At 37.5% G+C, this 24,913-nt stretch carries 26 protein-coding genes and 2 tRNA genes; 6 read left to right on the plus strand and 22 right to left on the minus strand.

Annotation, left to right across the window (positions count from 1 at the left end; genetic code table 11):
- Positions 1-384 precede the first annotated feature (384 nt).
- The 3 genes from ACEN4I_RS00385 to ACEN4I_RS00395 form a co-directional block, all read right to left on the minus strand.
- Positions 385-834, minus strand: a complete 450-nt coding sequence (locus ACEN4I_RS00385; protein WP_407097193.1) for a MarR family winged helix-turn-helix transcriptional regulator — start codon at positions 832-834, stop codon at positions 385-387.
- A gap of 308 nt (positions 835-1,142) precedes the next feature.
- Positions 1,143-1,820, minus strand: a complete 678-nt coding sequence (locus ACEN4I_RS00390; RefSeq protein ID WP_407097192.1) for a CBS domain-containing protein — start codon at positions 1,818-1,820, stop codon at positions 1,143-1,145.
- 42 nt (positions 1,821-1,862) lie between these two features.
- Positions 1,863-2,459, minus strand: a complete 597-nt coding sequence (locus tag ACEN4I_RS00395; protein WP_407097191.1) for a TVP38/TMEM64 family protein — start codon at positions 2,457-2,459, stop codon at positions 1,863-1,865.
- Between the two features lie 262 nt (positions 2,460-2,721).
- Here ACEN4I_RS00395 and ACEN4I_RS00400 point away from each other — a divergent pair, with 262 nt between their 5' ends.
- Positions 2,722-3,369, plus strand: a complete 648-nt coding sequence (locus tag ACEN4I_RS00400; protein ID WP_407101851.1) for a PepSY domain-containing protein — start codon at positions 2,722-2,724, stop codon at positions 3,367-3,369.
- 55 nt (positions 3,370-3,424) lie between these two features.
- On the opposite strand, the gene ACEN4I_RS00405 is transcribed toward ACEN4I_RS00400, so the two are convergent.
- Together ACEN4I_RS00405 and ACEN4I_RS00410 are read right to left on the minus strand one after the other, a co-directional pair.
- Entirely contained in the window at positions 3,425-3,985 is a 561-nt protein-coding gene (locus ACEN4I_RS00405; RefSeq protein ID WP_407101849.1) for a CDP-alcohol phosphatidyltransferase family protein, read from the minus strand.
- Between the two features lie 172 nt (positions 3,986-4,157).
- Entirely contained in the window at positions 4,158-4,832 is a 675-nt protein-coding gene (locus ACEN4I_RS00410) for a hypothetical protein (protein ID WP_407101846.1), read from the minus strand.
- Positions 4,833-5,017: 185 nt separating this feature from the next.
- On the opposite strand from ACEN4I_RS00410, the gene ACEN4I_RS00415 reads away from it, so the two are divergent.
- A tRNA-Ser gene (locus ACEN4I_RS00415) sits at positions 5,018-5,107 on the plus strand.
- A gap of 101 nt (positions 5,108-5,208) precedes the next feature.
- Here ACEN4I_RS00415 and ACEN4I_RS00420 read toward each other — a convergent pair.
- Both ACEN4I_RS00420 and ACEN4I_RS00425 read right to left on the minus strand, forming a co-directional pair.
- Positions 5,209-6,153 carry a DUF975 family protein gene (locus ACEN4I_RS00420; RefSeq protein WP_407101844.1) on the minus strand — a complete coding sequence of 315 codons (945 nt, stop codon included), beginning with the start codon at positions 6,151-6,153 and terminating at the stop codon, positions 5,209-5,211.
- 312 nt (positions 6,154-6,465) lie between these two features.
- On the minus strand, positions 6,466-7,242 hold the full coding sequence (locus ACEN4I_RS00425; protein WP_407097186.1) for a general stress protein: 777 nt from the start codon (positions 7,240-7,242) through the stop codon (positions 6,466-6,468).
- 269 nt (positions 7,243-7,511) lie between these two features.
- Between ACEN4I_RS00425 and ACEN4I_RS00430 the strand changes: the two genes are divergently transcribed.
- Positions 7,512-7,585, plus strand: a tRNA-Arg gene (locus ACEN4I_RS00430).
- A gap of 165 nt (positions 7,586-7,750) precedes the next feature.
- Here the strand turns inward: ACEN4I_RS00430 and ACEN4I_RS00435 are convergent.
- Positions 7,751-8,734, minus strand: a complete 984-nt coding sequence (locus ACEN4I_RS00435) for a diguanylate cyclase domain-containing protein (RefSeq protein WP_407101842.1) — start codon at positions 8,732-8,734, stop codon at positions 7,751-7,753.
- 201 nt (positions 8,735-8,935) lie between these two features.
- Between ACEN4I_RS00435 and ACEN4I_RS00440 the strand changes: the two genes are divergently transcribed.
- A complete protein-coding gene (locus ACEN4I_RS00440; protein WP_407097184.1) occupies positions 8,936-9,319 on the plus strand; it encodes a PH domain-containing protein in 384 nt (127 codons plus the stop codon).
- Between the two features lie 70 nt (positions 9,320-9,389).
- On the opposite strand, the gene glnA (ACEN4I_RS00445) is transcribed toward ACEN4I_RS00440, so the two are convergent.
- The 14 genes from glnA (ACEN4I_RS00445) to ACEN4I_RS00510 form a co-directional block, all read right to left on the minus strand.
- Positions 9,390-10,730 carry a type I glutamate--ammonia ligase gene (gene glnA, locus ACEN4I_RS00445; RefSeq protein WP_407101840.1) on the minus strand — a complete coding sequence of 447 codons (1,341 nt, stop codon included), beginning with the start codon at positions 10,728-10,730 and terminating at the stop codon, positions 9,390-9,392.
- A 45-nt stretch (positions 10,731-10,775) separates the two neighbouring features.
- Positions 10,776-11,168, minus strand: coding sequence for a MerR family transcriptional regulator (locus ACEN4I_RS00450; protein WP_407097182.1), 393 nt, complete (start codon positions 11,166-11,168; stop codon positions 10,776-10,778).
- A gap of 597 nt (positions 11,169-11,765) precedes the next feature.
- Positions 11,766-13,097: a type I glutamate--ammonia ligase gene (gene glnA / locus ACEN4I_RS00455; RefSeq protein WP_407097636.1), complete on the minus strand. Its 1,332-nt coding sequence runs from the start codon at positions 13,095-13,097 to the stop codon at positions 11,766-11,768.
- Positions 13,098-13,266: 169 nt separating this feature from the next.
- On the minus strand, positions 13,267-14,532 hold the full coding sequence (locus ACEN4I_RS00460) for an aminotransferase class I/II-fold pyridoxal phosphate-dependent enzyme (protein WP_407101838.1): 1,266 nt from the start codon (positions 14,530-14,532) through the stop codon (positions 13,267-13,269).
- Positions 14,529-15,776, minus strand: a complete 1,248-nt coding sequence (gene hflX, locus ACEN4I_RS00465) for a GTPase HflX (protein ID WP_407097634.1) — start codon at positions 15,774-15,776, stop codon at positions 14,529-14,531. Before hflX ends, ACEN4I_RS00460 begins: the two co-directional genes overlap by 4 nt.
- Positions 15,777-15,815: 39 nt before the next feature.
- Positions 15,816-16,748, minus strand: coding sequence for a tRNA (adenosine(37)-N6)-dimethylallyltransferase MiaA (miaA, locus tag ACEN4I_RS00470; protein WP_407097633.1), 933 nt, complete (start codon positions 16,746-16,748; stop codon positions 15,816-15,818).
- A 489-nt stretch (positions 16,749-17,237) separates the two neighbouring features.
- On the minus strand, positions 17,238-17,636 hold the full coding sequence (locus tag ACEN4I_RS00475; RefSeq protein WP_407101836.1) for a rhodanese-like domain-containing protein: 399 nt from the start codon (positions 17,634-17,636) through the stop codon (positions 17,238-17,240).
- 105 nt (positions 17,637-17,741) lie between these two features.
- Complete coding sequence (locus tag ACEN4I_RS00480) at positions 17,742-18,836, minus strand: hypothetical protein (RefSeq protein WP_407097631.1); 1,095 nt, start codon at positions 18,834-18,836, stop codon at positions 17,742-17,744.
- A 192-nt stretch (positions 18,837-19,028) separates the two neighbouring features.
- A complete protein-coding gene (locus ACEN4I_RS00485) occupies positions 19,029-19,997 on the minus strand; it encodes an ROK family glucokinase (RefSeq protein ID WP_407101834.1) in 969 nt (322 codons plus the stop codon).
- Positions 19,998-20,016: 19 nt separating this feature from the next.
- Entirely contained in the window at positions 20,017-20,244 is a 228-nt protein-coding gene (locus tag ACEN4I_RS00490; protein WP_407097629.1) for a YqgQ family protein, read from the minus strand.
- A gap of 2 nt (positions 20,245-20,246) precedes the next feature.
- Complete coding sequence (locus ACEN4I_RS00495; protein WP_407101832.1) at positions 20,247-20,948, minus strand: rhomboid family intramembrane serine protease; 702 nt, start codon at positions 20,946-20,948, stop codon at positions 20,247-20,249.
- Between the two features lie 97 nt (positions 20,949-21,045).
- Positions 21,046-21,630, minus strand: coding sequence for a 5-formyltetrahydrofolate cyclo-ligase (locus ACEN4I_RS00500; protein WP_407126350.1), 585 nt, complete (start codon positions 21,628-21,630; stop codon positions 21,046-21,048).
- A gap of 255 nt (positions 21,631-21,885) precedes the next feature.
- Positions 21,886-22,035 (minus strand): 50S ribosomal protein L33, encoded by a 150-nt coding sequence (gene rpmG, locus ACEN4I_RS00505; protein WP_204211082.1) that lies wholly within the window; start codon positions 22,033-22,035, stop codon positions 21,886-21,888.
- A 122-nt stretch (positions 22,036-22,157) separates the two neighbouring features.
- Complete coding sequence (locus ACEN4I_RS00510) at positions 22,158-23,804, minus strand: glycoside hydrolase family 13 protein (RefSeq protein WP_407097626.1); 1,647 nt, start codon at positions 23,802-23,804, stop codon at positions 22,158-22,160.
- A 188-nt stretch (positions 23,805-23,992) separates the two neighbouring features.
- Between ACEN4I_RS00510 and ACEN4I_RS00515 the strand changes: the two genes are divergently transcribed.
- Together ACEN4I_RS00515 and ACEN4I_RS00520 are read left to right on the plus strand one after the other, a co-directional pair.
- Positions 23,993-24,343, plus strand: coding sequence for a hypothetical protein (locus ACEN4I_RS00515; protein ID WP_407101826.1), 351 nt, complete (start codon positions 23,993-23,995; stop codon positions 24,341-24,343).
- 21 nt (positions 24,344-24,364) lie between these two features.
- Complete coding sequence (locus ACEN4I_RS00520; RefSeq protein WP_407097624.1) at positions 24,365-24,892, plus strand: hypothetical protein; 528 nt, start codon at positions 24,365-24,367, stop codon at positions 24,890-24,892.
- Positions 24,893-24,913 lie beyond the last annotated feature (21 nt).

Consider the following 24,913-nt stretch of genomic DNA (forward strand, 5'->3'; position numbering starts at 1 on the left):
GGCTACTAATTCTAACTGCAGGTCGGGAGGATCTTGGAAGTTAAATAATCTTCTCTAAAACAAGCAGATTTTTCAACGGGTATACCAAAAGAAAGCACTCATTATTCCTATAAGGGCAGTGATCTTTCTGGAACCACATAAAATGTGACACCAGTTTGGCCGTCTCCAATTGTTCCTTGACGAGCATTTCCAAAGGAACAAACGTCATGATCGTACCTGGTTGACCTTTTTCATTTTCAAAATATAAATGATAGATACCTGGATCATCAAAATCCACCTTTTTTAATGTGTCGAAACCCAAGTACAAAACCTTAAAAATCAACGTTTTATTGGGAATTCCCAAAGTTTGTTTCTCAGTTCCTGTTCCCCTAGCCGTTATACAGATTATTTATTTTTTGTACTTTGCTCTGCTGCAGTCAAGCCAACTTTTTTTACTAACGGGATCAGCGTTTCTATTTCTTCACTAGATAATACAGAAAACAATTCTGTAATCATTTTTTCATGAAGAGGGAAAGCTTCTTCCATGAAGGATTTACCTTTATCTGTTATGTGCGCGAAAATAACTCTGCGGTCGGTCGCACACGGTTTCCTTTCGATATGTCCTTTTTGCTCTAATTTATCAATGACATACGTCATACTGCTGCTGGAAAGCAGTATTTTTTTTCCAATGTTTTGGATCTTTTGTTCTCCTTTAGCATAAAGCAACTCTAAAACTGCAAATTCCGTGGGGTTTAACCCATACTTCACCATGTCTTGTTTCATCACATCTTGCAGGCTTTGAGACGCTCGCAACATCACTGTTAGCGCTTTTAAAGAATCTTCATTTTTCGCCATTAAAAAAACTCCTTCCATGTATACATCGCTTATTATATATATCAAAATAATTTATCTTCAATTCGAGATAAACATACCATAGATTTTTCTGCCCGTCAAACAAATCGCTGGGAAGCTTTTAGTCTACAAAAGAGTGATCCATGCCTTTTACATCTATAAATGATCAAAAAAAAGCTGTGATAGAAATATCGCAACCTTTAGTTCTAGTTCTATTTAAATGTCATTATCTTTCTGTACGCAAGAGCTTTAAAGCTCTTGACCAACTCAGTATACATAACATAAAACAGAACAGATTTTTTTGAATTCTTCTATAAATCAGAAGGCGTAATAATCCCCATAGGACTCTCAGTTTTTTTACCGTTTTCAGTAATCAGCAAAGCATCGATTTTCCGATCCTTTTTTAACAGTTCTGCAGCTACATCGATACTCATATCTTTTCGTACGAATAAATAATTGTTGCTTTTAGAGTCTTCTCTCAAGATTTCTTCTGTTGTAACTTGTTTTAAATCCACTACAGCGGACTTTAAATGATTGGCTAACCAGTACGTAATGCCATTTTCTGTCAACAAACCAATCAAATCTCCTTTTTGATAGACAGGAAAATGAGTGATCTGTTTATTTTTAATGGTTTCCAATACGGTAAGAAATAAGTCCTCAGCTTGGAAATGAACCACATCTCGTTTAAAAGCAGGATAAACTTTTGGCGGGCTTTTGATTACAGATTCAATCAATTCGATCCTATCTACAACTTTATCCGTAGGTACAGCTAAGTAACGGCTTGTCTCCAGTTTTTTATGCACTAACACATTTCTTAGATCGGCAAAAATTTGCAAATCATTCTTATATTCTTTGACTCCGCTATTGCGGTATTCATTTTCATCTAGCAAATGATAAAAAGGTTTTTTGTGTGCTTTTTCATTGCTCATAAAACTCAAATGATTGTGAATGCGGTTAAAACTAGCTAAAAATCGTTCTGCATTATCCACTTTCTCATCCTTTCTTTGATTTTCTTACGATCCAAAAGAACTTTAGAAAATATTCAACCAGTTCACTATCGTAGTCCATCCCAGGCTGTACAATATAATTGGAATCGGCTTTCCAAGAATAATAATCACAGCAAATTTTTTCCAAGACATTGTTGTTAATCCAGCTAAATAACACAACGCGTCATCAGGTGCTATAGGACCAAAAATACCGATAGCAAAAATGCGATCAAACATTTTACCATCATTTAACCATTTGGAATACTTGTTGAACACTCTCTTGCTTAGCATCTTTTCTACTAATGGCTGGCCATAACGTTTAGAAATCAAAAATGCTCCAAAAGAACCTATACAGATCCCAATATAATTGTACACGATTCCCCATACCGGACCAAATAAGATCACTCCAGCCACACATGTAACGGCTGCTGGAAGAATAGGCAACACGACTTGTAAAAACTGAATAAAAATAAATACCAATATAGCTTGTGCCCCGTAACTTTCAACATATTGAATCAAACTCTCTCTCGAGTCGAAAACGTCATTGCTGTAACCAAGATAAAGAAAAAAAACAGTCATCACCAATCCCGCCAGTGTCAGCAAATCAAACCAATTGAAGCGGAACTTTTTTACGTATTTCATATCTAAACCCCAATTTCTATATCCATTCTTAATTTCCCTACAATGATTGTACGATAATTATTTGATGTATGCACTCCTTCTTTCGTTGTATTTTTCCTTCTTCTGTCAAAAATACTTTGAGCAGATGAATGTTAGCCATTATTTTTTCTTGTTATACTGCAGGTATAAGTAAGAAATTTCGCTATGTATCCTCTTTTTATTTTTTTATAAACAGATGCCACTTAGCGAATTAGCTGAAAAACAAAAAGAAAGGAAGATCAAAATGACAAACAAAAGAAAACTAGCCTTTTTAGCTTTAATTAGTACAGGGATTTTAGGGGCTTGCGGAACGGACTCCTCAACGGATACCGGTTCAGAGGAACAAAGCAGTTCTGCTCAAGAGAGCTCGACCAGCAGTCAATCAGAAGACATGAGTTCAGAATCATCTGAATCAGAAACTACTGGCGACTCTTCTTCTAGTAGCTCAGAATCTGCTCAAGGAATTCATGAACAGGAATTTGATATCAGTTTAGATGATGCCATCCAAATTTATAACGAAACCCATCCTAATTCTTCTATTGAATCCATTGAATTTGATGATGACGATGGAAAATACGAATATGACTTTAATGGGTTTGATGAGTCTGCTGAATATGAATTGAGCATTGATGCTTCTACAGGAGAAGCCATCGATAGAGATACTGACAATAATGATGATGACAACAATGATGCTTTGAACTTAGACAACATCGTTTCTCCTCAAGAAGCTATGACAACTGCTATGGAAGAAATCGGCTCTGGATATGTGGATAATTGGCATTTAGATACCGAAAACGGCTCAACCGTTTATGAGATCAGTATTGAGAATACTCAAGATGATGACGACATTATTATTAATGCTGAAACAGGAGCATTCATGCACAGAGATTAAACCATTTAACGACACACAAAAAGCTGGCCTAGACCAGCTTTTTGTGTACTTTTATTTAGTTGTTTGATTGATACATATGCACAAAAATTTTTGTGTACAACATGAACGACAACAATAAAAAGAATCCCGTGATCAACATTAATCCATTAGCAACAGCATCACTGATCATTGGAAAAGCCACCATTATCGTCATACACGTATAAAATACCGCTGTTGACACTTTTCCATACCACAAAGCACCGTCTAATTTTTTGTTTTTCTTGATCAAAACAATATTCCAAAAGAGCATGGACAGTTCTTTCACTAAAAATAAAATCACGATGATCCACATATACTGAAAACGAACCATTAAACAAAACAGAATCGCCGCTTGTGTTACTTTATCTGCTACCGGATCCAACAACTTTCCGATATCCGTAATTTGATTGAATTTTCGAGCAATAATGCCATCCACTAAATCTGTGATTCCAGAAAAAAGGATGATGAGGCCCGCAATTCTATAATCTTGGATACTGTCAGCATTTACATAAAATGAAACAAATACCGGTACCAGAATTAACCGAATAATAGAAAGTATATTGGGGATCGTGAAAATCTCTTTTCCCTTATGTGCCATTCTCTCTCCTCCACTAATCTTTTACTGTTTTATCCTTATGTAGGACACTTATCTTTTTTATCATACCATTTGATAAAGCTTTTTACATCACTTTTCATCTTGAAAAAATATCCTGTGACACAAAAAAAGAACCTGAAAGTAATCTCTCAGGATCCAGACTGTATCATTAAAATTATCTTTCATCGTATTCAAATGAATCGATTGAATAAGTAACATTTTCTAGATCACTCACACTAAAGAATGCTTCTTGACTGTCCATTGGAATTTTGAAATACGCTGGCATTGTAGTATCTGTTTCCAGAATCCCAAAATCATCTTCAGATAAAACAAATGGAGCGCTATCTAATATAACTTCCCCATCAACAGTACTCATGCTGACAGTTAAGTTAATATTTGTCATTGCCATATCTGTCCGGTTCACTATAATGAACACCGCTTTAACATTATCTTGACCTTGCTCCCCTAAAAATAGACCTGTGAAATGAATAGCCACATCATTATCAATACCTAATTCTTCCGTTTGGGACATTCTAGTTTGGATTTCTTGGAGCAATGGATCGCTTTCTAACGTATAGCCTTGATCGATCTCAGATTTTTGAGGGACTAACGGGAATTCTGAAGTGGCTACTTCTCCGCCAGTACTCTCAGACTCACTTGAAGTTGCTTCTGAAGAAGCCGCTGAAGATGATGCTGAACTCTCTTCTACACTTGATTCAGAAGTTTCTGCGCTAGATTCAACACTAGACTCTGAAGATTCGCTTACTTGTGACTCTTCCGTAGTACCTCCCATTAAATCGCAACCCGCTAACAAAGCAGCAACTCCCAGTAACGTTACCAATTTTTTCATATTCTTCTCCTCCTAAGTTTTTGCCCCTTTCCAGATAAGTGATTATCAATTAAGAAACATAAGGTGTTTTACTTCTACAATTCTATTATACCTTAGAAGAGATAGTGTTCAAAATGAAATACTCAATTTGGTTATTGTCATCCTAAAAAAACAGGTTTATACTAAAGAAAGTGGCCAATAACAATGGAAGATTACCCAAGTTCGGCTGAAGGGGACGGTCTCGAAAATCGTTAGGCGAATTTATTCGTGCAAGGGTTCAAATCCCTTATCTTCCATACAAAAAAGGCTGCTGGCCTATAATTTACAGACTTCTTCGGTCTGGTGTTAGCGTTTAGGCCTGCAGTCTTTTTTTATTTTGTACAGTTAGTATTGAACACTAGAACCTATCTTGGTTATTTTCTGAATCATCAAAATCATCGGATTCATCATATGGATCGATGTAGTCAGTAGAATAACTAGAATTCTCTTCATATTCCACTTCATCCATTTCCATCTCTGGGAAACCCACTAAATCACGGTAAAAAACTTGATTAGCTGTTTTTCTATAAGGTTCAACATAAAGCGACAGAATGAGGATCACTAAAATGAACGCCAAGACTACAAAAATCATTCCAAAGAAGAATCCCCAGAATTCATTTGGTGCATATGTGCTGGCATATTCGAATTGGTAGCTGATCGTATTGATACTGCCGAAAATAAACGCTAAAAATAGAATAACGGGTATTAAGTACCATAAAATAAATGAAAATTGCAGTTTAAAATAGTCCCATTTTCTACCTTCCATGATTTCTTTACTGCGTTGAATCGCACCCATGATATCCAAATTTGGATCGTCTTTGTAGACATTAAACGATTGACTGTAACTATAAGATTTAATGATTCCTGGTATGATCAACAATAAACTCCACAAGATAATAAATAAATTAGTTACTACTGAGATCCCTAAAACTTTAAAAAATCGATTGGTTTTTAAGGACTGAAACATCGCTTCTACAGTTAATTTTTCCCCGTCAACCATATCTAGTAAAGACCAGTCATAACCGACTGCGAAGACAGCCGTAATAAAGCTGACTACTATAGTCACCAATGAAGAAAGAATCGTTTCTCTTGTACTTGCAGCTATCATATCCGAGGTAACCAGTGCTGGATCTTGTGAAAATGTTGATGTTAAGCTCTCAAAGCTGCCCGCTCCTACGAGACCCAATAACACCTCACTGATAATGGAAGTTAAAATAGTCATAATCACTAAGTTTAATATCGCTATTTTCCAATTTCCTGAAAGCCTTGCTTTGGCTTCTTTCTTTAGTTCTCTTATTCTCATACATACTCCTCCACTCTTTCCCTACATTTTTCTGGTGGGCTACGCTCATTATACCAAATAAAGAGAATTCTTTAAGAATAATTCAAAAGAATTCTCTTTTATTTTTTATGAAGTATTGACAACAAATCCATGACTATAAGTTACTTTTTTTTCTTTGGTCTCAAGAAATAAATCAAAGACAGCAGCAACGAAAAATACACTCCGACATACCCTAAAGCAAAATAGGTGATGATTCTCAGCATTGATCTCACCAACTTTCTTTTAAAGCAACGTCCTCTCGTTTAACAGACTCAACAGCTCGTATGATGTCTACTATCTTCTCTTCTCATCATCTGGACCTTCTCCTTGTATATTAGGACTGTTCGAATCTAAAGGTTCTATACCTTGCGGTGGAATTTTAGGGTCAATTCCAAATCCTGGTATAGTCGGATCAGTTGGCTCATCTGTTAAAGGTTGATTGTTCAATTCTTGATTAACTTGGGTAACCTCATGATCTTCAACGTACTGAGTTTCTTCGTCTGCATTTCTATTTCTCTCCTTAGACGTGTAAGTGAATTTATCTTGTACATCTGTTGTCCCGCTATCTGAAGTACGTATATCATTGGAATTTCTTGAACTGAAATCAGCATCGACTCCTGTTCCAGGTAAAATCGGGTTGATTCCACCCGGGGTTTCGTTAAAATCTCCTGTCTCTCCACCAGTCATACTAGTATTTTCAGAGGATTGAGCAGTCTCGCTTTCTCTTCCCATAGTAAAGCTCGTGCTTTCTTCAACCAATATGACATAGCCATTGTTTTTGACCACTTCATTGTATTGATTTCTCAAATGCTCCTCTAATTCATATTTTCCTAAAGGATTTTCTGCATCACTATCACTAAAACTTTCTTTTATTTTATCTAGCATTCCTTTATCTTCTTCTTTAGCTACTGTATCTATTTTAGCATCAGTGATATCTTTTAGTTGTTCTTCATTTTCTTTTTTAGTCATGACCGTGATGTCTTTTTCTTTGTACCCCAATTCTACCAAGTCATTTATTTTTTCTACTGTTTCTTCTGCTGATAAAAAACTATCAATTACTTTATAGCTCATATTTTTTCCTCCTCTTATTCCTATCTTCTAGGAATTGCATCTCTTTCAAGATAATCGTATCAAATCAGTAACCCCTTTCCAACTATTTAGCCTAGGGAAGTATCCATTTTGCGCTTTCCTACGAAGATGTTTGATCGCTTTAGCTTTATTTTCAGTAATGGTAAAAAAGGATATAACTTTTTTTACATATTTATGAGTTTTCTGTTGACTTTTTATTCATTTGGGCCTATAATAAATCTTGTCGCTGGTTAAACAACGACAAACAAAATGTCTCAGTAGCTCAGCAGGATAGAGCATTCGCCTTCTAAGCGAACGGTCGGGAGTTCGAATCTCTCCTGAGACGCTAAAAATATCTAATGTATAAATGTATTTATATCGTTAGTACAAAACTAAGACACTCTCTTCGGAGAGTGTTTTTTTATTTTGTCTTTATTTCTGGTCAACAGACAAAAGCATTCTTTCCGATAAAGAATGCTTTTAATCGAATCATTATTATAGAAGAAAATAGTTATCCCACGACTTGATTTCCCCCGTTATTATCAGCAGCCACCATTTTTTTAGAGGCTCTTTGAATCAGTTCGCTAATAGTTTCAATGGGATTATATGTAGAGATACCTGCACTGACACTCACATTTCTCGGCACATCAAACAATGTTTCAAAAACAGCTTGACGGATCGTCTCTGCGGTGTCATGAGTTTCTTTTTTAGTGGTGTTTTCCAGCAATATGAGAAAGACGGATTCTCGGTATCTTCCAGCAATATGTTTGTCTTGTATAACTGTCTGAATGATTTTACCTACTGTCTTCAGCACTTCTTCACTCAACATAATACCGAAATCCTCTTCAAATCTGGCATAATGATCTATTTTTAAGAAAACAATCGACAGCGGTTCATTTTTCGCTTTGGCTTTGCTGGCGCATTTGGCCAACTCAACTGTGATAGCTGATCGTGAATACAAAGACGTTAATGAATCGGTTTTTAAACGATCGGATAGATGTTTATTTTTCGATTCTAATTGTTCTCTGTCTACTTCTTCTTCAGTCACATCAAATACAATTCCAGAGAGGAAAAGGGGCTCGCCTTTTTCATTTCGTTCCGTCACTTTCCCACGGTCTTGATATACTTTCCATGAACCATCTTTAGCTTGGATACGATACTTCACTTCCCACACAGGAATTTTCCCCGCAAGATGGTCTCTCATCTTTTGCATGACTTCTTCTTTGTCTTCTGGATGCAGTTTGTCTGTAAAAAACTGAAAGGTCACTTTCTCCGGTAAATCTTCTTTTCCATACCCAATCGCTTCTGCTTTCAATGGATTGAACGTCACTTCATTCACTGTAAAATCCCAGAACCATTGTCCCAAGTTTCCAGTCCAGCCAAATTCTAAACGCTCTGATTTTTGAAATGTCTGCAACAATTCTTTATTTAATCGCGTTAAAGACACTATTTTGGTTACCAATTCTTCTTTTGAATACTCTTCGTATTCTTGCATTTTATCAACTCCTTTTGTAGAACTTGAGCGGAAACTTAAAAACCCTTTATTTAAGTAAGTTTACTATACTTTAGCTTCCCCTTCAATAAGTCTTCAAAAAACTTCTTTCTTTCTATAAATAGCGTCTCTGCTTTCACTTCTTTCTACTCTTTTGATATACTGGTTGAAATGAGTATTTATTAACTAAAGGAGTGTATATACATGGGATTACTTGGCGGAATGATGGGAAATGCAAGCAATATCAGCGCAGAAGAGGCACGTAAAAAGTTAGGCAGTGTTGTTTTAGACTCAGAAGAAATCGATTTAGCTTTCAAATTAGTGCGGGATACGATTGTTTTCACGAATAAACGATTGATTGTTATAGATAAGCAAGGAATGACAGGGAAAAAAACGACTTTCCAATCATTACCTTATAAATCGATCAGCCGGTTCACCGTTGAAACTTCAGGGCATTTCGATTTAGATGCCGAATTAAAAATCTATATTTCAAGTGGTGCAGAACCAGCTGTAAACTTGCAATTTACAAAAGATAAACATATTGAAGCCATTCAACAAGCCTTAGCTTTAGCTGTTTTAGGCGCTTAATTGTTCACAATAAAAAGGCACAACTGATCGCTGTAAACGATCAATTGTGCCTTTTTGATTAAACAAAAGCTTAATACAATTTCAAGTATTGTTCTCTTTCCCATTGTGAAACTTGGATACGGAAAGCATCCCATTCTACTTTTTTCGCTTCTACAAAGTTATTGTAGATATGTTCTCCTAAGCCATCTTTGATGATTTCATCTTTTGACAATGCTTTAACAGCGTCCAATAAAGTTGAAGGCAAGTCATAGATTCCATTAGCTTGGCGGTCTTCTTCATCCATTGCATAAATATTGCGGTCGATAGGTGCCGGCAATTCTAAGTTATTTTTAATCCCGTCAAGTCCAGCTTTCAGCAAAGCAGCCATCGCTAAGTAGGGGTTTGCGCTCGGATCTACACTGCGTACTTCAATACGTGTAGACATGCCGCGCGATCCTGGTATACGGATCAATGGTGAACGATTACGACCACTCCATGCAATATACACTGGAGCTTCATAACCGGGAACTAGACGTTTGTACGAGTTGACTGTTGGGTTGCAGATCGCTGTAAACGCATGTGCGTGAGCTAAAGTCCCCGCAATAAATCCACGAGCTGTATCGCTTAACTCCATATCTCCTTTGCTATCATAAAATGCATTGCCTTCTTTAGTAAAGAGAGATAAATTAAAGTGCATACCTGATCCATTGACACCAAATAAAGGTTTCGGCATAAATGTTGCGTGCAAACCATGTTGACGCGCAACTGTTTTGACCACTAATTTAAAGGTTTGAATATTGTCGCACGCTTCTAGTGCGTTGGCGTATTTCCAATCAATCTCATGTTGTCCAGGAGCTACTTCATGATGACTAGCTTCAATTTCAAAACCTAGTTCTTCTAATTGCAATACGATATCGCGACGGCAGTTTTCTCCTAGATCAACAGGAGCTAAGTCAAAGTAACCACCATGATCATTCAATTCCAAAGTTGGTTCATTTTTATCATCTAATTTGAACAAGAAGAACTCCGGTTCCGGTCCTAAGTTAAATTCAGTAAACCCTAGTTCTTCCATTTCCATCAACACACGTTTTAAATTCGCACGCGGGTCCCCTAAAAATGGAGTGCCGTCCGGATTATAAATATCACAAATCAAACGTGCCACTTTTCCTTTGCCTTTCCCGACCTCCCAAGGGAAAATCAGCCAAGTATCCGTATCTGGGTGTAAGTACATATCACTTTCTTCGATCCGCACAAAACCTTCGATAGAAGAACCATCAAACATCATTTTATTGTCTAACACTTTCTCCAATTGACTAATGGGCACTTCAACGTTCTTTATGGTTCCTAAAATATCGGTAAACATTAATCGGAGGAATCGTACATCCTCATCTTTTGCAGCTTGTTCAATAAATTCTTTGGTAAATTTTGCCATTACTGTTTCTCTCCTTTATAAATCAGACTTTTTTATGTAAAGCTATTAATGTTTAAAACGTTGTTGATTCAGTTTATTTTTATCTTTGGGAGACATTCCACTAATAGATAAAAACTCAGAATACAAAATTCTTCTAACATCATCATCTGTTAAATTCTTTTCATATGATTTGGTTTTTTCATTATTTTCGAGCTCTTTCAATTCATAAATCCTTTTAATACCTGCCATGTTGATTCCATCAGCTAAATAATCTTTAATCTCAAGGAGCACATCAATATCATTCAGAGAATACATTCTTCGATTGCCTTCATTCCGTTCAGGATAAATCAACTCTTGTTCTTCATAATAACGAATCTGTCGTGCCGTTAAATCCGTCAGTTTCATAACTGTACCAATTGGAAATACAGACATAGATCTTCGCAATTCTTTTTCTCTCATTTTTGTCCTCCTCTCAATTACTTTTACAGATTACCAGTTCATATCGTGCATGTCAATCTATTTTTTACAAAATGTTAGGTTTTCTAACATAGATTTACGAACTTAAACATTTTAAAAGGGTTCTTCATTCCGAATATCAAAACAAATTTTCAGGTATACCACTTTTTATAAAGGGGTGAAAACAGATCCACTTTCTCGCTGCAATAAAGACTACTATTCGCCTGACTGGTTCTATGAGACTGAAAAGTTATGTTCAATATAAAGCCTCATAAAAAAATTACTACCTTTAACTGTTGAAACTGCTCTCTTGACTCATACAATTAATCATCATCAGACTTTGAGAATCTATTTTGACCGGCTTAAGTTTAAATCAGACAAAAAAAGACCGAGACACTTTCGCGGTCCCAGTCTTTTAGATTCTGCAATATTTGACGTTAGTAAATAAAAATAGTTTCCTTTTTAAGGCTAAACCTTTTAGAAACTCATCCTTAGAAATATCCTCCGGTCTATAAGGTTTTCCATAAGCAGTTCCATAGGTCGGAGGAAATTTCTTTACCAACGCCAGAAGATAAAAAATCATCTTTTATACATCGTAATTTATTTTTTAAAGTATTTTTGTTGTTCCCATGGAGATACTTGTTCATTGTATTCTACCCATTCTTGTGTGCGAATGGTAATGAAGTTGTTATACATATGATCGCCCATAGCTTCTTTCATGAGGTCATCTTTTCTCAAGTAATTGACCGCTTCATATAATGTCGCTGGCAAACGCTCAATGTCTTGTTCCCCCAGTTCTGAAGATGTCATTTGATAAATGTTCTTTTCAACCGGATCTGCTACAACTTTACTTTCTTGAATCCCGCTTAATCCAGCTTTTAACAATACCGCTAAAGCAAGATACGGATTTGCGCTTGGATCTACACTGCGTAATTCAACACGAGTAGACATCCCTCTAGAAGTTGGCACGCGCACTAGCGGCGAACGGTTGCTGGCACTCCATGCAATATGCACAGGCGCTTCAAACCCTGGTGTTAAACGTTTGTATGAATTGACTGTTGGGTTGCAAATCGCTGTATAAGATTTAGCGTGTTTCAACAGACCGGCTATGAATTCGTGAGCTGTTTTGCTTAATCCCATAACATCTTCTTCGTCATAAAAAGCATTTCCTTCTTCATTGAATAAAGACATGTTGAAATGCATACCTGATCCATGAACCCCATTGATCGGTTTCGGCATAAACGAAGCATGCAATCCATGTTTGCGGGCAATTGTTTTTACCACTAGTTTAAAAGTTTGAATGTTGTCACAAGCTTCTACGGCATCTGCATATTTCCAATCGATCTCATGTTGCCCAGGAGCAGCTTCATGGTGGCTGGCTTCAATTTCAAAGCCTAATTCCTCTAGTTGCAACACAATATCCCGACGACAGTTTTCACCTAAATCAGTAGGCGCTAAATCAAAATACCCACCATGGTCGTTTAATCGCTGCGACGGTTCTCCGTTTTCGTCTAATTTAAACAAGAAAAACTCCGGCTCTGGCCCTAAATTAAATTCTGTAAAGCCCTCACTTTCCATTTCTTCTAAAACTCGTTTTAAATTTGAACGAGGATCTCCGGCAAATGGGGTCCCATCTGGATTGTATACATCACAAATCAACCGTGCGATTTTTCCGTATTCTGTATCCCACGGGAAAATGAGCCAAGTCGATAAATCTGGTCGTAATTGCATGTCACTCTCTTCAACTGCTACGAAGCCATCGATTGAGGAACCATCAAACATCATTTTATTGTCTAGTACCTTATCGAGTTGACTGATGGGAACTTCTACATTTTTTATGACCCCATCTATATCCGTAAACATCAAACGTAAGAATCGTACATTTTCTGACTGTGCAATTTCCTTGATTTCTTGCTTTGTATGATTTTTCATTGTTTTGTAACTAAACTCCTCTTAATTTTTTTAGTCCTTAAATTGTGTCTCCCACAATTTCTCCTTACTAAACGTAACACAAAATCACTGGACTTGTCATGGAATAACCCCTAAGGAACACAGCAAAAAGCCTGACCATAAACTATCTGCTATGATCAGGCTCACTAAATTAAGGGGTTTTTGTTTCAAAATACAACTCTGATACGGCAGCTGTTACAGCTAGTTTGACATGTTCATATGTCAAACCACCTTGGACATACAACGTATAAGGTGCGCGGATCGGACCATCAGCTGTCAGTTCAATACTTGACCCTTGAACGAATGTTCCAGCTGCCATAATCACATCATCTTCATATCCCGGCATATAGGCTCCAATTGGGGTTACATGTGCATTGATTGGAGAATATTTTTGGATCGTTTGCGCAAATTGAACCATCTTCTTTTCATCATTCAATGAAATCATTTGGATCAAGTCGGTGCGTTTTTCATCCCATCTTGGTATAGAAGAGACTCCGCAAGTTTCCAATAAAGCAGCTGTATAAACAGCACCTTTTAAAGCTTCTCCCACAGTGTGAGGAGCCATAAAGAAACCTTGATACATTTCCGGTAAGCTGTACAGAGAAGCCCCAGCTTCACGACCGATACCTGGAGAAGTCAAACGGTAACCACATGCTTCTACTAGATCCAAGCGACCAACGATGTACCCGCCGATTTTAGCTAACCCTCCACCCGGGTTTTTGATCAATGAACCTGCCATCAAATCAGCGCCAACTTCTATCGGCTCTCTTTCTTCCACAAATTCTCCATAACAATTATCCACAAAAATAATGACTTCAGGATTGACGCTTCTGACAAATTGGATCATTTCTTCAATTTTCTCAATCGTAAAGGAAGGACGGCTAGCATAGCCGCGAGACCGTTGAATCGCTACAACTTTCGTTTTAGCCGTCATTTTTTCTTTGACCATTTCAAAGTCTACACTGCCGTCTTCTAACAGAGCTACTGAATCATACCCCATTTGATATTCTTTAAAAGAGCCGACTGCATTTCCGGTCACTCCGACAACTTCCAATAACGTATCATACGGCTGCCCTGTGATGTACAACAAATCATCTCCAGGACGCATGATTCCAAATAACGCTGTAGTAATCGCATGGGTTCCTGAAATCAATTGCGGACGGACTAGCCCTGCTTCAGCTTTAAACACGTCTGCGTACACTTCTTCTAATGTATCGCGGCCAAAATCATCGTATCCATAACCGGTAGAAGGGTTAAAATGCTGATCAGAGACACGTTTTTCTCGAAAACTGTCCAGCACTTTCTTTTGATTGATCAAGGCGTTTTCGTGAATTTGATCCACCATCGGCTGGATTTTCTTCTCTACCTCAGTAATTCGTTGTTGCAATTCTGATGTATATTGTTTATTCCAACTCATTCTTTCTCCGATTCTCCAATCCATCTAGACGTCGCTTTAGCATAACCTTTTACGACATAAACATTTTTTTCTTCATCGTATACTTGTGTCGCTATTTGTGTTTCTTGTTTCAACTGAATCAATAAATCTCCTTCAGCTACAGGTACTTCTATCCGATACGGTTCCATGATTTCTTCTACTTTGTCCATTAATTGAGTCAACAGCAATTCGATATCTTGATCATTTTTAGCAGACATCACAATGTTCGGGAAATAATCTGGATAAAACGGTCCTTCAATCAAATCACTTTTATTATAGATCGTTAAAAGCGGAAGGTGGTCCATTTTTAAATCCATCAATAAATTCATTACGGTACGTTCATGTTCCAACATGTTTTCTGCTGACGCATCCACGACATGCAGCAATAAATCGACACCTCTTGTTTCTTCAAGAGTAGATTGAAAAGCTTCAATCAATTGTGTTGGCAAGTCTTGAATAAATCCTACTGTATCGGTTATCGTGACATTTAGTCCGCTTGGCAATTTCAACTGCCGTGTCAGCGGGTCCAGCGTAGCAAACAATTTATTCTCTTCATACGTTTCAGCATGGGTCAACTTATTGAGTAATGTTGACTTGCCGGCATTGGTGTACCCCATTAATCCAATCTGAAAAATATTGCTTTCTTTTCGCTGTTTACGTGTCAGTTCACGGTGTTTTTCTGTTTTGAACAATTCTTTGCGAATATCGTTTATTTGATCGCGAATGTGGCGACGATCCGTTTCCAACTTAGTTTCACCAGGTCCTCTGGTTCCGATTCCACCGCCAAGCCTCGATAAGTTTACCCCTTGACCAGCCAGTCTTGGCAATAGATATTGCAATTGAGCCAATTCAACTTGCAGCTTTCCTTCTTTGCTTTTGGCGTGCATCGCAAAGATATCCAAGATCAATTGCACCCGGTCGATTACTTTTACTTCGACCACATCTTGAATATTTCTCGTTTGTCCTGGAGTCAGTTCATGGTTAAAAACGACCGTATCGGCTTCCAGCTCTTCTACTAATAGTCCTAATTCTTCTATTTTCCCTTTGCCCAAATAAGTTCGTGAATCTGCTCGCGCTCTTTTTTGAGTCAAATGACCGACCACTATCCCTTGAGCCGTTTCTGTCAATTGTTCCAATTCTTTTAGGGAATAATCAAATCCAAAATCTGTTTCTGTCGTTTGGACTCCTACTAGTATGACTCGTTCTGCTTTAGCTTGTGTCTCCATAAAATCACCCCTTCATCATTTCATCCGGCATTTAAATCACTAGTTAAAAAACGCCTCAACTTCTGCCAACACTTGTTTCTCATCTGTTGGATGCTCTACCAGATTCCACCAACTGACATTATCCATGCGATTCCTGAACCAAGTCAGTTGTCTTTTAGCATATCGTCTAGAATTTTGTTTGATTTGTTCAATGACCTCTGATTTAGTTTCTTCTCCTTTAAAGTAAGAGAACCATTCTTTATAGCCAATTCCTTTGGCCGCTTGCGTATCTTCCAGACCTTGTTCGACTAACTGATACGCTTCTTTTTCTAGACCAGCAGCAAGCATTTGATCCACGCGTAAATTGATTCGGTCATACAATACAGAACGTGCCGTGTCTAATCCGATTATTTCAGCATCGTAAATCGATTCTTTTTGCTGACGTTCATTTTGGTAAGAAGAAAATGGTTCTCCGGTGACGTGAAATACTTCCAATGCTCTGATCACTCTTCTGCGATTATTGTGGTGTATTTTCTGAGCTGCCTCTGGATCGATCTTTTTCAACTCTTCCCACAAAAAAAGATTTCCTTTTTCCTCTGCTATAGCTTCTTTTTCATTTCTGAATACTGGATCTGTCTGACCTTCTCCACCATAACTGACATCATACAGCAGCGATTCAATGTACAAACCCGTCCCGCCTACAATAATCGGGATTTTCCCTTTGGCAGTGATTTGTTTAATCAACTCTTTGGCTCTTTTTTGAAACACTGTCACCGTGTAATTGCCCCATGGTTCTATTTCATCAATTAAATAATGGGGAATCCCCTCCATTTCTTCAGAGGTTACTTTAGCTGTTCCGATATCCAAACCTTTATAGATTTGCATAGAATCACCGCTGATGATTTCACCATTCATTTTTTTGGCTATTTCGATACTCAAACTCGTTTTCCCAACTGCTGTCGGTCCAACAATAACAAGTATTTTGGTTTTCATGAGTAATACAACACTCCTTTTGCTACCAATACTCCCTTTACTCAAGAAAACAACTAAAAAGTCAGTGAAGATAACGCCTTTACTTTTAGAATCCTTGATGCTGGATCAGAATATGGTTCCTTCTATTATCTTGGTAATTATACCATATATTACGCTATTCCTCTCCTATCAAACCTAATTCAGTCTTTCTATCTTTACAAAAAATCTGTTCGTATAACACAAACACGACCTCAGTAGCAGAATTCTTCAAAAGGTTCACTCAGGAGGCGCTTAGATTGATTCTAAAATGTAGGCTTCTTAGTTGGATTGAATAAGCTGCGTTGGCAGACATGCGCAAAAAAGCAGCTCATACTAACATAAAAACTACCCGGACTGTTTGGAAAAAGCCCAAACTATTCGGATAGTTTTATGTACGATGAGCTGGATGCTCTGCTCAGCGCTCTTTTTTTAGACGAGTTGTGTACGAGCAAAACGCCATGTTTTACTCTATTATCTAGCTTTCCGTTTGATTTTGCCTGTCCATTTTTTGTAGCCGCCCTTTAATGTGTAAAGGTCTGTGTATCCGGCTTTACGTAATTTTAAGGCTGCACGTCTGCTGATAGTTTGATTTTCATCGTAAAGGTAGATGGGTTGATCCTTACGAAAATCAGTGATGCGTTGTTTTAACATAGAGTATGGAACATTGCGTGCTCCAAGAATATGTCCTGCATCAAAATCGTCTTTTTCACGAACATCAACTAATTGCACTTTTCTTAATCTCTTGGTAAAATCTTCTTGCGGTAATTCCACGGCTGCATTTTTACGTCTAAAGTATTGTACCAGTTCGTAAATACCCCAAATGATAATAACGCCCCATAATATATAATTGATAATTGTCGTTGTTTCCAAAATCTAGTGAACCCCTTTCTGTACATCCTTGTTCAAGTACTAATTTTACACAAGAATGCGCTAATTTACTAGAGGTTTTTTCTTGCTGTAAAGAGAATCCATGGATTAAAGGGAAATTAATTCATGGATTGTTTGATTTTCGATATCGATTAGCAGTTCGAAGTTCCAACCGTACAAGCAATACTGTCCATTTGCAGAAATTAAAATCGGTGCTTCTTCTGGCACTTCTACTATAGGTTCAATTTGGCCTTCTTCAAAATTCAATTCAGCAAAGATAAATTGACCTGGCTCCTCCTCAATGGAGACAGCCTTCTCTGCAAAAATACCATAAATAGAAGTGCCTCTTTCTGCTTGTGTTAAATAAGGGAATAAAATGCGATTATTCATAGTAACTTTCGGAGCCACCATAAAGCCTGCATCTACTAAAAATGGGTATTGATAAGTCAACATGATTTCTTGCTCGTTGAAATCTGATGGAGTGAACTTGATAAACGTATCTTCATGTAAAAAGAAATCAGATGCATAGGAATCCAACAACAAAACCTCGCCGTTTCGGATATCTCCCATGTATAACTTTCCGGTTTCCAAGGTAAAATCATCTTCATTATCGATAAATAAGTACAAGTTTTCAGAGTACCATTGCGGATTCAAAGAAGCTGACTCGACAGCGGTGTATTCATTGGTCTCAATGTTCCAATTGTAGACTGACGTATTATTGTCTCCTTCATAATAAGATACAAAAGCGACAGCTGGATTCTGTGCATTGACATTTATGTCTACAAAACCGTTGGAATTGATCGGCAATTCTTGGATTTGTTCCCCTGCGTAACTTAATACAATCAATGTCGACGCAGCATTTTTTACTTGCTGCACAATAATTTTTTCTTCACTAGCAATGACGTTCGAGGCTAAGATGAAAGAATCAGTTTCATACAGCAAGCTGAAAGAACCGGTAAAAATATTAAATGAGTAAAGCGAATCCCCATCTATATCTCCCGATTGAACAATAATTTCTTCTTCCGATTTCCAACCGATTATTTTACGGAATTCTTCTCTCGGTAAAGGAATCTGCTCGAAGACAACTTCCTCTTCTGTTTCATCACCTGTACTTGGTGTTGCATCCTTAAATTGACAAGCACTTAAAAATAAGGCGACAACTAGAAGTAAAACGACTATTTTACCAGTGGATAAACGTATCATACTCATCACCCTATTTTGGAATTTCAACTTCATTTCAATCCTGTCACTTTTTTTACGTTCTGATAACAATCTAAACTTATTATAACATAGACTACTACTGACCTCCTGCATAATGCCTGTAACCCAGCATAGTCTTACAAATGAAAAAGCACCACGGCCTTTTGCCTTGGTGCTTTTGCTGTCATTATTCTATTATTCCGCTACAGAAGCTTTTACCAGTGAACTAGCTCCGATAACACCTGCATCATTTCCTAAAATCGCTAAACGAATCTTTGTGGATCGACGAATAGTTGGAAATGTATATTTTTCAAAATAAGGTTGAATGGTTTCCGTTAAAATCTCTCCAGCTTTTGAAACGCCTCCGCCAAGAACGATCGTAGACGGATTTAAAATATTCGCCAAGTGAGAAGAAGCTAACCCTAAGTAGTAAGCTACTTTATCTACGACCATCAAAGCTAGCGGATCTTTTTCTTTCGCCAAATCAAAGACATCTTTTGCAGTGATCAATTGTCCGTCATCAATGATGTATTTTAGTCTGGAATCACCCGCAAAGCTATCTGAAAAGTCTCTCGCCAAATGAACGACACCTGTAGCGCTGGCAACAGTCTCTAAGCAGCCCGTTTTTCCACACGTGCAGGCATACCCGTTCGGGTCTACTGTAATATGGCCAACTTCACCTGCTGCTCCAATTGCTCCGTGAACCAATTTTTTCCCTACAATGATTCCGCCTCCGACGCCTGTACCAAGAGTCAGAAACACAACGTTTGGATCGCTTTCTCCTGCGCCTCTCCAAGCTTCGCCTAAAGCAGCTACATTTGCATCATTGTCTATAAAGAATGGAATTTGTGTTCCCGCTTCAATTTGCTCTCTGACAGGCTGTACTGTTTTCCAATTTAAATTATAGGCACCGATAACGGTTCCATTTACAGCATCAATTGTCCCCGGCGAACCCATTCCGATCCCTATAAAATCTTCTGAAGTCATGCCATACATGTGCAAGTGTTTATTGATGGCTTCAATAATAGAAGGAACGATTTTTGTACCTTCTTCAGAAATATCCGTCTCAATACTCCATTTTTGTTGGATTTCTCCTTCTTCTGTTAAAATAGCAAATTTAACCGTAGTACCGCCCAAGTCGATTCCAATAATTTTTTTTGACATATGTATTCCTCCATGTTGACTAGTTATTTTTTTGATCCATGTGTTCTTGTTCCCATTGGTGCTCTTTTTTTAAGATAACCATAGCCGAGACAAATACGTCTCGTTCAATTAAATGAGTTTGATAAATTTTCCTTAATTCGTCCATCATCAATTCAAGATCCCAGAGTCTTTCACCGACGTGGACAAAAATACCGTAGCGTTTCAGCAATTGCTGCACATCGTAAACACTTTTTAAGGAATGTTCCATCTCTAAAACACTCCTAAAGTGCGTACATAACCGATGATCAACAGCACTGCCAAAAGACCGGCAAAACTCGCACCATATAGCAAACGTTTCTTTTTCCATCTGGGTAATGGATTTTGTACACTAATAGCCGTTGACAATAAAAATCCTCCTGCAAGACCGCCTAAATGTCCTGCTAAATCTACAGAGGAATTGAAAAATCCGAAAATCAAATTAATGACAATCAAAGTTCCAAAATTCCGAGACATTTGTTGGATCGCCGGATTATTGGTGTATGTTCTGCCTAAAAATATCGTAGCTCCGAATAAACCGAACAAACTCGTACTGGCTCCTGCTGATACAGATAAGGCATTAAATGCAAAACTAGCTGCATTCCCTGCTATTCCGCTTAAAAGATAAATCATAGCGAAACGCCAGTGTCCCAATGTGTTCTCTAATTGGATACCCAGAAAATACAAAATAACCGAGTTCATCAGCAAGTGTACCCAACCAATATGCAGGAATATAGGAGTGACTAATCGCCACCATTGACCTGCCACCAGTAATGGATTAAACTTCGCCCCATATTGAACTAAAGTCAAGGTGTTGGTGCTTCCTCCGTCAAAAGTCATTAAGATAAATAACAGAATTTGAAGACCTAAAAAAGTATACGTGACGATTGGTTGCCTCAAATAGCGTTTTATTTTCATTTGAGTTTGGTAATTCATCTATTAAACTCCATTCTCACTTATATTTTTTACTCATTCGTCTTTTCAATTCTATATTATAGCACAAAGTAATCTTCACAAAATGCAAAATAATATTTTATTTTCCTGTTTGGAAATCTGCAGTTGAAATAACCTTATCTTCCATGACTAAAGCGTCCATCGGTATATCAAAGGGTTCAGGATCCCACAAATCAATTTGCTGTTCCTTTAATACCAACGCTATTTTAGTCCCTAAAAAATCTGCTAAAAACCGATCGTAATAACCCCCACCAAATCCTATCCGATAACCCTCTTTTGAAAATCCCAGTCCCGGAACAACCACTAAATCAATGGCATTTTTAGCAATAGGCTGTAATGCAGGATCCGGTTCAAGCAATCCAAATGAAGAAATTTTCATCGGTGTATGTTCATTATATAAGACAAAATCCATGATCCGTTCTTTTTTTGCTCTCGGCATCACGATCTTTTTATTTGTTTTCCATGCTTCTTCCACTATAGGCAAAGTATTCAATTCGAACTCTTGAGCCATGGTCAAGGCAATGGTTGAAGCTTGCTGCCAATAGCGCGAACGAAAAAGATTGGCATAAATTTTTTCTTCTGCTGCTTTTTTTTCAATTCCGCTTAGTTTTTTTAACGTCCGGATTTTGTCTTTCCGAATCTCTTTTTTATTCACTGTTTCCACTTTCCCTTCTTAAAGTTGTGATAGAGGTCATTTACATACCCGTAAATTTAATTCCTTACTTCACACTCTTCTTCAGTATAGCAAAAAAGGAACCGGTATAAATCCCCCAATTCCTTTTTTCTTTGTGATTTTTTGATTGTATTCCACTAATCGGCTCGTAAGACAATACGACCCTGCGGCTGTTTGAATAAATCAACCAGTCACAGGGACGTATTTATACGGCAAGCCATACGTATTCCACAGCATTTAACTAAATTATTTAGTTTCACGGTGTAGAGTTACGCGACGTTCGCGTGGGCAGTATTTTTTAAATTCAACACGGTCCGGATTGTTACGTTTGTTTTTCTTTGAGATGTAGTTACGTTCTTTACATTCAGTACATTCCATTGTGATGTTTACGCGCATGATTTTCCCTCCAAGCATTAAACAATATTTGAAGATAGTTATTTATCCAATCTTCCGACTTGATTATGATACCATTTTTTTATAGTAGATTCCAGTATTTTTTTATTCTTTGTAAAGTTTTTTTACTTTACATAAAGAGGAGAATCTAATTTAACGACAAATGTTTCGTAAGCATCCAATTGAAGTTGATTTAAATCATATCGTTTAACCGCACTATTACTGATGATGGGTTCCAATTCAGTTGTTTCCTCAGTAAACTGAAATTTGTTGACTTGCTCACTAAAATTCGCCACGACCAGCCATGTCTCTCCTTGGAAAGTTCTTGTATAAGCAAATAAAGATTCATCTTCTTCTGCCAACAATTGATAATCACCGTAAACCATAAGAGGATTTTCTTTTCTCAATTGAATCAATTTTTGGTAAGTATAAAAAATAGACTTTGGGTCAGCTAAAGCTTGTTTCACGTTGATCGACGGATAATTTGGATTTACCGGCAACCAAGGTTGTCCTGTCGTAAAACCTGCCTCTTTTGAATCTTCCCATTGAATTGGAGTGCGTGCATTATCTCTTCCTTTAGCATTGATAGAAGCCAAAACAGCTTCTTTGCTGTACCCTTCTGCCAAACGTTCATGATACATATTCTTTGTTTCTACATCATCTGCTTGGGAAATATCGGTCAGGGTAATATTTGTCATACCGATTTCTTCTCCTTGATAAATATAAGGAGTTCCTTTCATCATATGCAGCAAAATAGCAAACATTTTAGCACTCTCCACACGATGTTCCTGATCATTTCCCCATCTCGAAACGATTCTGGGCTGATCATGGTTGTTCCAAAAAAGACTATTCCAACCCTCATTTTGAAGCTCCACTTGCCATGTAGAAAGAACTTGTTTTAATTCCACAACAGACAGCGGTCTTAGATCCCATTTTGCTTTTCCCGGCTGTTGGTCGAGAGCCATATGCTCGAATTGAAACACCATAGATAATTCTTTGCGATCGGTACCAGAAAACAGTTTCGCTTGTTGAGGATTAGCTGAATTGGTTTCTCCAACCGTCATCACATCCTGTTTTCCAAACGTTTCACGATTCATTTCCTGCAAATATTCATGCAACTTAGGACCGTGAGCGGTGATCTCTTGGTCTGGCAGTTTACCGACCAACTCAATAACGTCCAACCGAAATCCGCCGATCCCTTTATCCAGCCAAAAATTCATCATGTTATAGATCTCATAACGCATGTCTTTATTTTCCCAATTTAAATCTGGTTGGCGTTTACTAAATAGATGCATAAAATATTGCTCGGTTTCTTCCTCATATTCCCACGCGGAACCGCTAAAAACAGAACCTAAACCGTTTGGAACATCTCCATTCACTGGATCTCTCCAAATATAATAATCGCGATAAGGATTTTCCTTGGATTTTTTTGCCTCAATAAACCAAGCGTGTTCGTCTGATGTATGGTTGACAACCAGATCCATTACTAAACGAATATTTCTTTTTTTAGCTTCTGCTATCAGCAGTTCCATATCTTCCATTGTTCCAAATTCTGCCATGATAGCATAATAATCGCTGATATCATATCCATTATCATCATTAGGCGATTCATAAACTGGACTGAGCCAAATCACGTTAATCCCTAATTTTTCAAGATAATCCAATCGTTGAATGATTCCTTGAATGTCTCCTATCCCATCTCCATTGCTGTCTTGAAAACTTCTAGGATAGATTTGGTACACTACTGCATTTTTCCACCATTTTTTGTCCATAGTTAACTCCTTAAGTTTTTTGATAAGGCTTTCAAACGTAGTTTACCATATCTTTCAAACCGAGAGGACACCTTTTTTCAAAAGGTACAAAAAGCATGAAATTATATTAAGTTTTATTTACAACATAGGTTTTGTGCGCATATTGTGGTAAACTTTTTCTGGAAGTAAATTATAAAGAGGTGAAATAAATGGATTTATGGATTATTGTGATTGTTCTACTTGTTATTGCAATAGCTTTGATCGTTTGGTCTTTCTATAAACAAGACAATGGAGAAAAAGTGCAAGAAGAATTTGAAGAATTATCTTTGCAGTGGTTGCAAGAAATCGATCATTTGAAAAAAAGAGTCACTTTACTTGAATCAGAATTGAATATTCAATCGGAAGAATTGCCTTTATCTGATAAAGTACATGATGTATTAAGAAAACACATCATCACTTTGTATACACAAGGTGCTGCACCTGAAGACATTTCCAGCCAAACACGTTTATCTGAACAAACCGTTCAAACGGTCATAGACGATTATGTGTTAGAAGCCTAATCAATCAAGGAGGTACATAACATGAGTAAACCAGCATTACGATTCTTGTCGTTAGGTTTCTTGGTATCTGCACTCATTCTTGCAGGTTATCGTTCGTTCTTTTACGAATCCCAACCTGTTGATGCAACAGATGCTTCAACTGAGTTGACTCAAGAAGATGAAACGTATAAAGATAAGTATGAGAGTCTGCTTGCAGAAACTGAACTGGCAAAAATGGAAAGCGAATACGCTGAAGATGGACAAGATACTGAATCTACTGATGAAACAGCTGCTGAGGAAAGCTCTGAGAGTGAAACTGAAGAAGCAGACAGCAGCACAGAAGAATCTTCATCCGAAGCTGTGACAGCTACTGTTGTCATCAATAACGGCGATCCAAGCAGTATTGCAGCTCGTCAGTTGCAAGATCAAGGAATTATTGAAAATTCTGCTGATTTTGACAACTTTTTAGAAGAGAACAATTTGTCAAACCTAATTCGACCTGGTACTTTCACAATTGAAAGTGGTATGTCGTTCCAAGAAATCGCGGACATCTTATCAAGTGAAAATTAATTTTCCTGATATTAAAAGTTG

It is taken from the genome of Desemzia sp. FAM 23990 (assembly GCF_045528485.1).
GTDB lineage: Bacteria > Bacillota > Bacilli > Lactobacillales > Carnobacteriaceae > Desemzia.

Excerpts from the sequence above, each read along its gene's own strand:
- ACEN4I_RS00385 (WP_407097193.1), bottom strand. The coding sequence starts at position 834 with ATGGCGAAAAATGAAGATTCTTTAAAAGCGCTAACAGTGATGTTGCGA.
- ACEN4I_RS00395 (WP_407097191.1), bottom strand. The coding sequence starts at position 2,459 with ATGAAATACGTAAAAAAGTTCCGCTTCAATTGGTTTGATTTGCTGACA.
- ACEN4I_RS00400 (WP_407101851.1), top strand. The coding sequence starts at position 2,722 with ATGACAAACAAAAGAAAACTAGCCTTTTTAGCTTTAATTAGTACAGGG.
- ACEN4I_RS00405 (WP_407101849.1), bottom strand. The coding sequence starts at position 3,985 with ATGGCACATAAGGGAAAAGAGATTTTCACGATCCCCAATATACTTTCT.
- ACEN4I_RS00410 (WP_407101846.1), bottom strand. The coding sequence starts at position 4,832 with ATGAAAAAATTGGTAACGTTACTGGGAGTTGCTGCTTTGTTAGCGGGT.
- ACEN4I_RS00420 (WP_407101844.1), bottom strand. The coding sequence starts at position 6,153 with ATGAGAATAAGAGAACTAAAGAAAGAAGCCAAAGCAAGGCTTTCAGGA.
- ACEN4I_RS00425 (WP_407097186.1), bottom strand. The coding sequence starts at position 7,242 with ATGAGCTATAAAGTAATTGATAGTTTTTTATCAGCAGAAGAAACAGTA.
- ACEN4I_RS00435 (WP_407101842.1), bottom strand. The coding sequence starts at position 8,734 with ATGCAAGAATACGAAGAGTATTCAAAAGAAGAATTGGTAACCAAAATA.
- ACEN4I_RS00440 (WP_407097184.1), top strand. The coding sequence starts at position 8,936 with ATGGGATTACTTGGCGGAATGATGGGAAATGCAAGCAATATCAGCGCA.
- glnA (WP_407101840.1), bottom strand. The coding sequence starts at position 10,730 with ATGGCAAAATTTACCAAAGAATTTATTGAACAAGCTGCAAAAGATGAG.
- ACEN4I_RS00450 (WP_407097182.1), bottom strand. The coding sequence starts at position 11,168 with ATGAGAGAAAAAGAATTGCGAAGATCTATGTCTGTATTTCCAATTGGT.
- glnA (WP_407097636.1), bottom strand. The coding sequence starts at position 13,097 with ATGAAAAATCATACAAAGCAAGAAATCAAGGAAATTGCACAGTCAGAA.
- ACEN4I_RS00460 (WP_407101838.1), bottom strand. The coding sequence starts at position 14,532 with ATGAGTTGGAATAAACAATATACATCAGAATTGCAACAACGAATTACT.
- hflX (WP_407097634.1), bottom strand. The coding sequence starts at position 15,776 with ATGGAGACACAAGCTAAAGCAGAACGAGTCATACTAGTAGGAGTCCAA.
- miaA (WP_407097633.1), bottom strand. The coding sequence starts at position 16,748 with ATGAAAACCAAAATACTTGTTATTGTTGGACCGACAGCAGTTGGGAAA.
- ACEN4I_RS00480 (WP_407097631.1), bottom strand. The coding sequence starts at position 18,836 with ATGATACGTTTATCCACTGGTAAAATAGTCGTTTTACTTCTAGTTGTC.
- ACEN4I_RS00485 (WP_407101834.1), bottom strand. The coding sequence starts at position 19,997 with ATGTCAAAAAAAATTATTGGAATCGACTTGGGCGGTACTACGGTTAAA.
- ACEN4I_RS00490 (WP_407097629.1), bottom strand. The coding sequence starts at position 20,244 with ATGGAACATTCCTTAAAAAGTGTTTACGATGTGCAGCAATTGCTGAAA.
- ACEN4I_RS00495 (WP_407101832.1), bottom strand. The coding sequence starts at position 20,948 with ATGAATTACCAAACTCAAATGAAAATAAAACGCTATTTGAGGCAACCA.
- rpmG (WP_204211082.1), bottom strand. The coding sequence starts at position 22,035 with ATGCGCGTAAACATCACAATGGAATGTACTGAATGTAAAGAACGTAAC.
- ACEN4I_RS00510 (WP_407097626.1), bottom strand. The coding sequence starts at position 23,804 with ATGGACAAAAAATGGTGGAAAAATGCAGTAGTGTACCAAATCTATCCT.
- ACEN4I_RS00515 (WP_407101826.1), top strand. The coding sequence starts at position 23,993 with ATGGATTTATGGATTATTGTGATTGTTCTACTTGTTATTGCAATAGCT.
- ACEN4I_RS00520 (WP_407097624.1), top strand. The coding sequence starts at position 24,365 with ATGAGTAAACCAGCATTACGATTCTTGTCGTTAGGTTTCTTGGTATCT.